The sequence below is a fragment of the Streptomyces sp. NPDC048734 genome (assembly GCF_043198675.1).
In the GTDB taxonomy this organism is placed as follows: domain Bacteria; phylum Actinomycetota; class Actinomycetes; order Streptomycetales; family Streptomycetaceae; genus Streptomyces.
This window is the reverse complement of the sequence record NZ_JBICUZ010000014.1, coordinates 23,008-34,628: the sequence shown is the minus strand read 5'-3', so window position 1 is coordinate 34,628 and position 11,621 is coordinate 23,008. Positions and strand designations below refer to the sequence as shown.

The following is an 11,621-nucleotide window of genomic DNA, read 5'->3' as shown; positions in this document are numbered from 1 at the left end:
GGCCGGGCGCGGGCGCCGTCGGGAGCACGGGGCGCGGGGCGGGCGCCTCACGGGCGGACCGGAGCGAAACGTTTGCGTTTCGCTCGCCGGACCTCTAGGCTAGGTGTACGAAACGGTTTCGTTTTACCTGTTCGTAACCGGCGCCGTCACCGATTTCGCCACCGACTTCGCCACCGACTTCGCCACCGACCACGACTGGAGTACGTCCCCATGGCTCAGACAGCCGCAGCACCGGACACGGTGTCGCCCGGCAGGATCGGCTCACCGGCCGAGGCCGCCGGGCCCCGCCACCGGTGGTGGATACTCGCCGTCATCGGGCTCGCCCAGCTGATGGTCGTGCTGGACGCGACCATCGTGAACATCGCCCTGCCGTCCGCCCAGGCCGACCTCGGCTTCTCCGACGGCGACCGGACCTGGATCGTCACCGCCTACTCACTGGCCTTCGGCAGCCTGCTGCTGCTCGGCGGCCGGATCGCCGACCTCTTCGGCCGCAAGCCCGCCTTCCTCGTCGGCGTGAGCGGCTTCGCGGCCGCCTCCGCCGTGGCCGGCGCGGCCACCAGCTTCGAGATGCTCGTCGCGGGCCGCGCCCTCCAGGGCCTGTTCGGCGCGCTGCTCGCCCCGGCCGCGCTCTCCTTGCTGACCACCACCTTCACCGACCCGAAGGAACGCGCCAAGGCCTTCGGCATCTTCGGCGCGATCGCCGGCTCCGGCGCGGCCGTCGGCCTGCTGCTCGGCGGTGTCCTCACCGAGTACCTGGACTGGCGCTGGACCCTCTACGTCAACCTCTTCATCGCGGCCTTCGCCATCGTCGGCGGCTCGCTGCTGCTCCGGCGCACGGCCCGTGACCCCGGCGCCAAGCTCGACATCCCCGGCACGGTCCTCGTCACCACCGGCCTGTTCGGCATCGTCTACGGCTTCTCCAACGCCGAGTCCCACGACTGGAGCTCGCCGCTGTCCTGGGGCTTCCTCGCCGCCGGCACCGTGCTGCTGGCGCTCTTCACCTGGTGGCAGACCAGGGCGTCGCATCCGCTGCTGCCGCTGCGGGTGCTCCTGGACCGCGACCGCGGCGCGTCCTTCACCGCCATGCTGATCTCCAGCGCCGGGATGTTCGGCGTGTTCCTCTTCCTGACCTACTACCTCCAGCTCAGCCTCGGCTTCTCCGCCGTCCGGACGGGCCTGGCCTTCCTCCCGATGGTCGGCGCCCTCATGGTGAGCGCCACCCTGTCCACCAGCGTCCTGCTGCCGCGCGTCGGGCCGAAGACCGTGGTCCCGCTCGGCATGGTGCTCGGAGCCGCCGGCATGGTCTGGCTGACCGCCCTCGGCCTGGACAGCACCTACGCGGCCGACGTCCTGCCCCCGCTGCTGGTCACCGGTCTCGGCATCGGCCTGATCATGGCCCCCGCCATGAGCGTCGCCACCAGCGGTGTGGCCACCGAGGACGCCGGAGTCGCCTCGGCCTCCGTCAACACGATGCAGCAGATCGGCGGCTCCATCGGCACGGCCCTGCTCAACACCCTCGCCGCCAGCGCCGCCACGTCGTACCTGGCCGGCAAGGACCCCTCCGACAAGCTGACCCAGGCCCGGGCCGCGCTGGAGTCCTACTCCGCCGCCTACTGGTGGTCGGCCGGCTTCTTCGCGGTCGGCGCGCTGGTCACGGGGCTGCTCTACCGGCGCGGCGTCCCGGCGGTCGACGCGGACGCCGCCCCCACCGTCCACATGTGAGCGGCATGTGGTGATCCGCGCCGGCCCGTGGGGACGGGGAGGGCGCGGCCGACGGGCCCGGTGCTTTCGAGCACCGGGCCCGTCGGCATGCCGCACCGCTTCTCCCGCGACGCCGGCCGGGCTCCCACGGCCGGCGGAAGCCGCCCCGCGGGACCGCCGGCCCCACAGCCCCGGGTCCGGCCACGGCACGCGGGGCCAGGGTCTTTCGTTTGGATCAGGCCGGATCAGGCCGGATCAGGCCGGATCAGGCCGGATCAGGCCGGATCAGGGAGCGGGGTCCGGTGCCGGGGGCACCTCCTGCGCCTTTCGGGCAGTGGGGGAGCCTCGCAAGGCGGAGGAGCGAGTAAGGGCGGAGCCCTGGCGACCGACGGCAACGCGGCGAGGGGCGGTGCCGGGCCCGCGAGCCCGGCATGATCCAAACGAGAGGCCCTGAGGCACGCCGTCGGCCGGGACGGGAACGCCCTGCGCGCCCGACCGTCCTCGGCGAGAACGTGCGGTGCGTCCCGCTGACCCGGGCGCCGTCGGCGACCTGAACGCCGACGGTGCCCGGTCAGGCCTCGGGGGCGGGCACCACGCTGAGGTGTCCCGCGGTGCGGCGCGGACGCCGTCCCCCGCGGGAGGCCGGCGCGGGTGCCTCGCGCAGCACCATCGTCAGCCGCGTGTACCCCATCTCACGCAGCGTGCGCGGAGTCTCACCGACGATACGGCACTCGGTGGCGGGTCGGCGCGGGTCGGGGTGGAGCAGGGTGCGGACCGCCCCGTCGTGCTCGACGGCGTCCTCACCCATGGCGCGCACCCAGTGCGGCAGTCCCTGCCGGTAGGCGGCCTCCATCAGGGGGTCCTGGGCGATCTCGCGGCGGATCGCCTGCAGGACGGGGTCGTGGCCGTGCCGTTCGAGGGTCGCGGCGAACCGGGCGAGCACGGGCAGGCACCAGCCCGCCTCGTGGTCGCCGAGGACCGACGCCGCGTCCGGGTGGAAGAGGACGAACCGCAGGAAGTTGTCGTCCGGCAGCGCGGTCGGATGCGGGCCCACGTCGCGGAAAAGTGACGCGAAAGCGGCGTTGGCGAGAACGACGTCCCAGCGGTGGTCGAGAACGACGGAAGGAAAGGGCACGGCCTCCAGGTACGCGGCGTAGTCCCGTAGGTAGGACTGGGCCTCGGGACTCGCGGGGACGGGCCGCGGTACCGACCGCTGCCCACCTGCCTGATACGCCATCGGGAGGTCACCCCTCTTGCCTCTGCGGCCTTCACGCGGCGTGCCGATCCTGCTGCCCTGCGCGCGGCGTGTCAACTATCGTGGCATTCGGCGGTCGTTGACGGCTGAAATTGGCCACAGTTGTGGCGAGACCTGGATGTGAGTTCGAAAGACCGGTTACTCTCCGGGCAGTTCACGGCGATCGCGTGTGCCCGTGAGAGGCTCGTGAGAGACGTAGGAGACCTGTCGGTGACGGATGGCTTCGAGGTTCCGGGCGCCACGGCGACGGTGCTGTTGTCAGCCGTCGTCGCCCGCGTCACCGCTCTCGCCGACCGGCTCGGCGTGCCGCACGCGGAGGTCTTCGGCACCGCACGGCTGTCCATCGCCTCCGGCGTGCCCGAGTCCGTGGTCAAGGCCCTGCTGAGCGGCCGCCCGGCGGGGGAACCGGACGTGCAGGCCAGGTTCCTGCAGCGGCTGGACCTGTTGCGCCGCACCCGGCTCAAGCCCAACGGCCGCAAGTACACCCAGCAGGAGATCGCCGACGGCGCCGGCATGTCGCGGCAGCAGGCGGGCGCCCTCATCAACGGCGACCGCCGCCCCACCATGGAGCACTGCGACGCCCTCCAGCGCTTCTTCCGCGTGCACGCCGGCTTCCTCACGGCCGAGGACCCCGAGGCCCTGGCGGGCGCCCTCCAGCACATCGAGCAGGAGTTGCTCCAGAAGCTCGCCGCCCGGGAGGCGGCCGCGGCCGCCGAGGACCCGCTGGAGCGGCTGCTCCAGGACCACGGAGTGCGCGGGATCGCGTGGCGGGCCGCCCAACTGCCCACCGATCAGCACCGTGACAAGGTCGCCGAGTGGCTGGACATGCTCCTGGAGAGCGTGAAGCGGCCGGAGTCGTGATCCGGGGGAGAACTGGGAGGACTGTGGGCATCGCCAAGGACATGCGCCGGCTGTGCGGCGAACTGGTCGCGGAGCTGACCCTCCCCGCCCCCGCCGCACCCGCCGACCTGTACGCGGCCCTGTGCGAGGGCATGAGCCGCCGCCGCGGCCGCCCGGTCGTCTTCCGTACGGCCGCGTTCCCGCCCGGCACCGCCAGCGGTCTGTGGCTCGACATGACCGACCAGGACCTCGTCGTGATCGAGGAACGCACCGCCCCCGACCACCAGTTGGTGATCCTGGGCCACGAGCTGTGGCACATGAAGGCGGGCCACTGCGGTCACCATGTGGAGGGCGCCGCGGTCGCGGCCCGGCTGCTCCACGACGAGGCGGACCTCCAGGCGACGGTCCGCAGCGTCGCCGCACGCACCCGGTTCGACCAGGCCGAGGAGCGGGACGCCGAGAGCTTCGGCCTGCTCCTCGCCAGCAAGTGCCGTACCTGGCTGCCCGGTTCGTCGCCGCGCGGCCGCGGGCGGCGCGATCACCTGGCAGGCCGGATCGAGGCGGCGCTCGGGTACCTCGGGCCGCAGGACCGGGCCGGCGGCTGAGACGGGCCGCGAGTCGGGGCCGACGGCTGAGACGGGCCGCCTCGGACCGCGGGTCAGGCCTGGCGGCCGAGCGCGGGGCCGCACGGTCCGGCGCGACGGTCCGGCCGGAGCGGGTCGGCCGGAGCGGGTCGGCCGGACCCGGTGCCGTGGACGGGAACCGGCGCGGGGCCGTCACCGGCCGTCGGCTTTCCCGGAGGGGGCTTTCGGTGACGCCCCGCCTCGGCCGAGCGGGCGAACCGCTGACCGGGAAAGCCGGATTGTCAGTGGTGGGCGGCAGGCTTGAGGGTGCGCCGCCGTACGGGGGCGCACGCGCCGCGGGCGGCGCGTGGGAGACGACGCCGACACGGGGAGAGCCGACCGATGCCCACTGCCGTACCGACCGACCGCGAGCGCACCGCCGTGCAGGCCTACCTGCGGCTGCTCCACACCGTGCGGGCTGCGCTCGGGGACGACGCCGGCGGTCCGCCGTACGACCGGCTGCCGCCGGTGGTCCCGCCCGCCGTTCTCGCCGAGGCGGAGCAGGCCCTGGCGGCCGCCGGTCTCACGGGCGGCGAGGAGGAGTTCTTCCGGCTGCTGCGCGACCGGTTCCCGGAGCGGTGACGGCGGGGGCGACCGGTCGGTGGGGCCGCGGGCCCGCGGGGTTCAGCCGTGCGGGACGGTGATCGCCGTCGCCACCAGTCCGCGACCGACGGTCCAGCCGCCCTCGAAGTGTCCGAGGCGGTGACCGCCGACCACGGGCCCGGGGACGAGGAGCCGGGCCCTGAGGGTGCCCTGTGAGCCGCCCGCGGGTCCGGCGTCGATCTCGATGTCGGCCTCGGCGAAGTCCAGCCACTTCCGGGTGAGGGGGAACCACGCCTTGTAGACGGATTCCTTGGCGCTGAACAGCAGCCGGTCCCAGTGCACCTCGGGCCGGTCGGCGGCCAGTCGGCGCAGCCGTTCCTGCTCCGCGGGCAGGGCGACGGCGGACAGCACGCCGTCGGGGAGCGGCTGGTGCGGTTCGGCGTCGATGCCGAGCGAGGCCAGGTCGGCGGCCCGGACCAGGGCGGCCGCCGCGTAGCCGTCGCAGTGGGTCATGCTGCCGGCCAGTCCGGCCGGCCATCCGGGGGCGCCGCGTTCGCCGGGCAGCACGGCCTGCGGGGGCACGCCGAGCTTGTCCATGGCGCGGCGGGCGCAGGAGCGTACGAGGGTGAACTCCCGGCGCCGTTTGGCGACGGCCCGCGCCACGAGTGCCTCCTCCTCCGGGTAGAGGGGGTCGTCGCCGAACTCGCGGACGCCGTCCTCGCCGTGCGCCTCCACCGCGACCACCGTCTCCGGCAGCAGCTCCTCGATCACGCGTTCTCGTCCTTCCAGGGCAGGATGCGGCGCGGCCGGCCCGGCGGCTGCGGGCGTTTGCGCCACTCTCGGGGGTAGCCCACCGACACCTCCTCGAAGCGGACGCCCTCGTGCCAGGTGGTCCGCGGGATGTGCAGATGGCCGTAGACCATGGCGGCGACCCGGAAGCGGCGGTGCCAGTCGGCGGTCAGCCGGGTGCCGCACCACATGGCGAACTCGGGGTACCACAGGACGTCGGTGGGGTGCCGGTCCAGCGGGTAGTGGTTGACGAGGACCGTGGGGAGGTCCTCCGGGAGGGCGGCGAGCCGGCGCCCGGTCTCGGCGACGCGGGCCCGGCACCAGTCCTCGCGGCTCGGGTAGGGGTCGGGGTGCAGCAGGTACTCGTCGTTGCACACCACGCCCGTCCCGTGCGCGTACTCCAGGCCCTCCTCCTTGGTGGCGCAGTCGGCCGGGAGGAACGAGTAGTCGTACAGCAGGAACAGCGGGGCGACGGCGACGGGACCGCCGGGGCCCTCCCAGACGGGGTAGGGGTCCTCGGGGGTGGTCACGCCCAGCTCGCGGCACATCTCGACGAGGTGCTCGTAGCGGGCGACGCCCCGCAGGGTGACGGCGTCCTTGGGGTGGGTCCACAGTTCGTGGTTGCCGGGGGCCCAGACGACCTTGCGGAAACGGCTCGCGAGGGTCTTCAGCGTCCAGCGGATGTCGGCCACGCTCTCCGAGACGTCACCGGCTACCAGCAGCCAGTCCTCGTCGCTCTCCGGGGCCATGCGCTCGACCAGGGCCCGGTTCTCGGGATAGCCGATGTGCAGATCGCTGATGGCCAGCAGTTGCCCGGCTCCACCGGCCGTCGACGTCACGCTGTGCTCCGTTCCCCGGCTCTCACCCGTCACCGCGCGCACCGACGGCACCGCGGCCGTCCCATCCTTACCCGCGCTCGCGCCCCGTACGAACATGATCGGAAAATCCGTAACACGCGCGTTGCACGCGGCACCTCCGGGAAGCCGTATGATCGCCCCAACACCACCGCCCCGACCTGCCTTCGAGCAGGGCGGTTTGGTGTCCCTCCAATCCCCCCTGCCCGGGCCGGGCCTGCTTCGCCCTGCCCGCGAACCGTGAAAGGCGGCCTGCATGGTCTCTCGCGTACGCGTCTGGCTCAACCGCACGTACGCGGAGAACGTGTTCTTCATGGATCAGCTGCGGCGAAATCCGAGCGACCGGGCCGTGGACATCCACGCCACGCACGGTGACGTCGACTCGCCCGTGCTGGCCGCCGCCGACACCGCCGACCTGGAGCCGGAGGGCCTGTCCCCCGCCGCGTACGTCGAGTACGCCCTCGACCAGTGCCGGCGCCGCGGCATCGACGTGTTCGTGCCCCGGCTGCACCAGGCGGCGATCGTGGCGCACCGCGCGGACTTCGCCGCGGCCGGGACGGCGCTGCTCGCCCCGACGCCGGAGGCCGTCGCGGTCTTCCACGACAAGGTGATCGCCTACGAGGCGGTCAAGGCCATCGGCGTGCCCGTGCCGCCGTGGTGGCGGGTCCGGACGGCGTCCGAACTCGTCGCCGCCGTCGAAGAGTTGGAGGCCGGCGGACACAAGGCGTGCTTCAAGCCGGCGTCCGGCGCGGGCGGGGTGGGCTTCCGGATGATCACCCGTGCCCCCTTCTCGCTGGCTCAGCTCAACGGTTTCCCGTCGCCGTACGTCCAGCTGGACATGGTCGTCGACGCGCTGGAGCAGGCCGAGGAGCAGGTGGACTGGCTGGTGATGCCTCGGCTGGAGCAGCCGGAGGTGTCGGTGGACTGCCTGACCGGCCCGGACAACCTGGTCCGGCTGTCCATCGGCCGCACCAAGAACGGCCGCCGCCGCGGCTTCACCCTCCAGGAGCAGTGGCTGGAGCCGGCCCGGCGGATCGCCGAGGGCTTCGGACTGCACTACCTGTCCAACATCCAGTTCCGGATGTTCGGTGACGTCCCGGTCCTGATGGACGTCAACACCCGTCCGGCCGGCGGGCTGCACCAGCTGTCCCTGTGCGGGGTCAACGCGCCGTGGGCGGCCGTACAGCTGGCGCTCGGCGAGGACCCCGGCGAGATCGTGCCGCCGTTCCTCGGGCAGGACTACGCGGTGGTGTCGGGGCCGCGCCCGCTGGGTGCGGTGCCGCTCGCCCCGCAGCGGACGGAGGAGACGGAGCCCCTGCTGTCGGCCGTGCCCGCACCGGTCGGCTCCGTCGAGGTGGGTCAGGCGGCGCAGGCGCTGCCGCTGTAGACCCCGGCTGCCCCGCCGAGCGTGAACTCGGCGACGAACGCGACCGGGGTCAAGCGGTACACACTGGTGTTCGCCCTGCCCTCCGGCGTCCGCAACCCGGCCCGGAACGGGCGGGCGAGCAGAGGGCGCTCACCGGCGGCGACGGACAGAGCGTCGTCAACGCGATCCGCCGAAGTCCCCCGGACGAAAAGTCCGGGGGATTTTTTCCTCCCGGGGTGTATCAGGGCCCGGGGTGCGCGCTCTTAACGGTGTAACACCGAAGGCCCACGGAGGAACGACGGGGAGCACGGGGGCGACGGGGGTCACGGGGGACCTTCGTGGGAGCAGGAAGGCACGACGAGCACCACCGCACGGGGGAGCACGGGGGAACCGGGGATCGACGGGGGATCCCCGGGGAAACGGGGGATCGGGCCGGCCGGCCGCTGTCACGGGGAGCGACCGGCCGGCCCGAGCACGTCAAGCAGCACCACGATCGAACACCCCTGCCGCGCAAGGGACTTCGCGGCGAGCGGCGGGCCCGTCCGGTTCCGGTCCTGTCCGGTTCCGGTCCGCCCAGCCGGACGGTCAGGGCCGGTGACCGGTGGTGGCGCGGCTCAGCCGGAGCGTCAGGATCTGGAAGGGCCGCAGCCGCACGGGGACGCCGTTCCCGCCGTCGGTGCCGGCCGGCTCCAGCGGTCGCTCCAGCAGGTCCGTGACCTGCGCGCCGACGAGCGGGAAGCCGGTGCGCAGGGTGCCGGTGGCCCGGCCGCCGCGCGACTCGTAGAGCCGGACGACGACATCGCCGGACGCGTCGTCGGCGAGCTTCACCGCCTCGACGGTGATGCCCTCGCCGTCGACGGAGACGACCGGGGCGGGCGCGCCCGCCGCGTCGGCCACCCGCAGCGGGAGGTTGAGGGCGTAGCCCTCGGCGACCGCGTCCTCGACGCTCGCGCCGGGGAGCAGCGCGTAGGTGAAGCGGTGCCTGCCCTGGTCGGCCTCGGGGTCCGGGACGCGCGGGGCGCGCACCAGGCTGAGCCGGACGGTGGTGGTCGTGCCGCCGTCCTCGCGGACCGTGCGGGAGACGTCGTGGCCGTAGGTGGAGTCGTTGAGGACGGCCACGCCGTAGCCGGGCTCGCCGATGTGCACCCAGCGGTGGCAGGACACCTCGAACTTCGCCGCCTCCCACGTGGTGTTGGTGTGGGTGGGCCGCTGGACGTGGCCGAACTGGATCTCGGCGGAGGAGTGCGGGGCGCGCACGTCCACCGGGAACGCGGCCTTGAGGATCTTCTCGGTCTCGTGCCAGTCGATGTCGGTCTCGAAGTCGACGCGGGGGCTGCCGGCGCGCAGGGTGACGGTCTGGGTGATCGTCGATCCCTTGCCGAAGGAGCGGGCGACCCGGACGGCGCCGACGAGCGTGCCCTCCTCCACCACCTCGACGGAGTCCGCCGTCAGGAGGTCGGTGTACCGGTTCCGGTAGTGCTTGTCGATGTCCCAGGCGTCCCAGTTGTTCGGGAGGTCGGTGTGCAGGCGCAGCAGGTTGCCGGTGTCGGCGAGGACCTCACGGCCGGCCCGCAGGTCGAACACCGAGGACAGCGTGCCGTCCTCGGCGACCTCCACCCGTACCAGCCCGTTGTCGAGGACGCGCCCGCGGACCCTGACCGGCTGCGGGGGTTCGGCGTCCGCCAGGGGGGCGCTGCCGCCCGCCGGGACCTTCACGAAGACCGGCGCGCCCGTGCCGGTGCGGACCACCTCGGCGCGGTCGTAGGGGCTGGTGTTGAACACCCGGGGCCCGCCGCCGCCCAGCGCGCCGAAGGCCTCCGTCGTCAGCTCCTCCAACTCCCCCGCCACGCGGGCGTACTCGGCCTCCGCCTCGCGGTGGACCCAGGCGATCGACGAGCCCGGCAGGATGTCGTGGAACTGGTGGAGCAGGACCGTCTTCCACAGCCGGTCGAGCCTCTCGTGGGGGTAGGCGTAGCCGGGTGCGTGCAGCGCGGCCGTCGTCGCCCACAACTCCGCCTCGCGCAGACGGTGTTCGGAGCGGCGGTTGCCCTGCTTGGTGCGGGCCTGGGAGGTGTACGTGGCGCGGTGCAGCTCGAGGTAGAGCTCGCCGTTCCACACCGGGGCGTCCGGGTACTCGGCGCGGGCCTTGGCGAAGAAGTCGTCGGGGTGCTCGACGACGACCTTGGGCGAGCCCTCCAGGTCGGCGAGCCGGCGGGCGCGTTCCATGATCTCGCGGGTGGGGCCGCCACCGCCGTCGCCCCAGCCGAAGGGGGCCAGGGAGCGGGTGCCGACGCCCTTCTCCGCGTAGTTGCGGACGGCGCGGTCCATCTCCACGCCGCTGAAGCGGGCGTTGTAGGTGTCGATCGGGGGGAAGTGGGTGAAGATGCGGGTGCCGTCGATGCCCTCCCACCAGAAGGTGTGGTGGGGGAAGGTGTTCGTCTGGTTCCAGGAGATCTTCTGGGTGAGGAACCACTCGTTGCCGGCGAGCTTGGCGAGCTGCGGGTAGGCCGCGTTGTAGCCGAAGGAGTCCGGCAGCCAGACCCCCTTGGTCTCGATCCCGAAGTGCTCGATGAAGAACCGCTTGCCGTGCACCAGTTGGCGGGCGATGGCCTCGCCGCCGGGCAGGTTGCCGTCGGACTCGACCCACATGCCGCCGACCGGCGCCCACTGTCCCTTGCGCACCGACTCCTGGATGCGTGCCCAGACCTGGGGGTGGTGGTCGCGCACCCACTCGTACTGCTGGGCCTGTGAGCAGGCGAAGATGAAGTCGTCGTACTCGTCGGCGAGCGCGGTGACGTTGGAGAAGGTGCGGGCCGTCTTGCGCTTGGTCTCGCGGATCGGCCACAGCCAGGCGGAGTCGATGTGCGCGTGGCCGACGCCCGAGACGGTGTGCGCGCTGGCGTGGGCGGGCCTGGCCAGGACGGGGGCGAGGACCTCTCGGACGGCCGTGGCGCTGCCGGAGACGTCGTCCAGGTCGAGGGCGTCCATGGCCCGGTCGAGGGCGTGCAGGATCTCGTGCCGGCGCGGCTCGTGCTCACCGAGGTGGACCATGAGTTCGCACAGGACCTGGAGGTCGAGGTCGAGGTGCCAGACCTGCTCGTCGAGGATCGCGAGGTCGGCGCTGCGGAACGTGTACAGCGGACGGTCGCCTGCGGTCAGTACGTCGCCGAGGGGCGTCGGAGCCGCGAAGCCGTTGGCCAGGATGTCGGGGTTGGAGGCCGCCTCGACCAGGTAGTCGACCACCTCGCCGCCGGTCGCCGGGTTGCCGATCGGCACGTACTGGTTGAGCGGGTTGACCGCCTTCAGCGGGGTGCCGTCGGTCAGGTGGACCAGGGCCTCGGCCTGGTTGCCGGGCCAGTCCTCGGTGAAACCGAGGTCGATGACCGCCTCGACCCGCCGGCCGGCCCACTCGGCGGGCACCCGGCCGCGCATCAGGAACCAGGTGGTCCCCCAGGGCGGCCCCCAGGACGTGCCCATCACGAAGGGCTCGTACGGGGCGGCCGCGGCCTGTGCGAACGGTACGGGCTCGCCCCGCGCCTGCCAGACCTCGACGTCCAGGGGCACGGTGGCCGCGTAGACGGCGGGCTTGATGCGCTGGGTGTGGACGCGCTCGACGCGCTCCTCGATCCGGCGGCGTTCGTCGTGCATGG

The 11,621-nt window shown here is 73.1% G+C and carries 9 protein-coding genes; 5 read left to right on the top strand and 4 right to left on the bottom strand.

Features of this window, described 5'->3' with window-relative positions; all coding sequences use genetic code 11:
- The first annotated feature begins 210 nt into the window (after nt 1-210).
- Entirely contained in the window at nt 211-1,722 is a 1,512-nt protein-coding gene (locus tag ACGFQC_RS29115) for an MFS transporter (RefSeq protein ID WP_363090741.1), read from the top strand.
- Nucleotides 1,723-2,272: 550 nt separating this feature from the next.
- On the opposite strand, the gene ACGFQC_RS29110 is transcribed toward ACGFQC_RS29115, so the two are convergent.
- Entirely contained in the window at nt 2,273-2,938 is a 666-nt protein-coding gene (locus ACGFQC_RS29110) for a hypothetical protein (RefSeq protein WP_363090742.1), read from the bottom strand.
- A 228-nt stretch (nt 2,939-3,166) separates the two neighbouring features.
- Between ACGFQC_RS29110 and ACGFQC_RS29105 the strand changes: the two genes are divergently transcribed.
- The 3 genes from ACGFQC_RS29105 to ACGFQC_RS29095 all read left to right on the top strand — a co-directional run bounded on the left by ACGFQC_RS29105 (nt 3,167) and on the right by ACGFQC_RS29095 (nt 5,001).
- Entirely contained in the window at nt 3,167-3,817 is a 651-nt protein-coding gene (locus ACGFQC_RS29105) for a helix-turn-helix transcriptional regulator (RefSeq protein ID WP_363090743.1), read from the top strand.
- 41 nt (nt 3,818-3,858) lie between these two features.
- Nucleotides 3,859-4,401 (top strand): toxin-antitoxin system, toxin component, encoded by a 543-nt coding sequence (locus tag ACGFQC_RS29100; RefSeq protein ID WP_363090774.1) that lies wholly within the window; start codon nt 3,859-3,861, stop codon nt 4,399-4,401.
- Nucleotides 4,402-4,761: 360 nt separating this feature from the next.
- Entirely contained in the window at nt 4,762-5,001 is a 240-nt protein-coding gene (locus ACGFQC_RS29095) for a hypothetical protein (RefSeq protein WP_363090744.1), read from the top strand.
- Between the two features lie 42 nt (nt 5,002-5,043).
- Here the strand turns inward: ACGFQC_RS29095 and ACGFQC_RS29090 are convergent, their stop codons facing one another.
- Both ACGFQC_RS29090 and ACGFQC_RS29085 read right to left on the bottom strand, forming a co-directional pair.
- The gene (locus ACGFQC_RS29090) at nt 5,044-5,733 is read right to left on the bottom strand and encodes a 4'-phosphopantetheinyl transferase superfamily protein (protein ID WP_363090745.1); all 690 of its coding nucleotides are present in this window, start codon (nt 5,731-5,733) and stop codon (nt 5,044-5,046) included.
- Entirely contained in the window at nt 5,730-6,590 is an 861-nt protein-coding gene (locus ACGFQC_RS29085) for a metallophosphoesterase (RefSeq protein WP_363090746.1), read from the bottom strand. The genes ACGFQC_RS29090 and ACGFQC_RS29085 overlap by 4 nt, the downstream gene beginning before the upstream one ends.
- A 271-nt stretch (nt 6,591-6,861) precedes the next feature.
- On the opposite strand from ACGFQC_RS29085, the gene ACGFQC_RS29080 reads away from it, so the two are divergent.
- The gene (locus ACGFQC_RS29080) at nt 6,862-7,992 is read left to right on the top strand and encodes an ATP-grasp domain-containing protein (protein WP_363090747.1); all 1,131 of its coding nucleotides are present in this window, start codon (nt 6,862-6,864) and stop codon (nt 7,990-7,992) included.
- Between the two features lie 564 nt (nt 7,993-8,556).
- Here the strand turns inward: ACGFQC_RS29080 and ACGFQC_RS29075 are convergent.
- Nucleotides 8,557-11,619: a glycoside hydrolase family 38 C-terminal domain-containing protein gene (locus tag ACGFQC_RS29075; protein ID WP_363090748.1), complete on the bottom strand. Its 3,063-nt coding sequence runs from the start codon at nt 11,617-11,619 to the stop codon at nt 8,557-8,559.
- Nucleotides 11,620-11,621 lie beyond the last annotated feature (2 nt).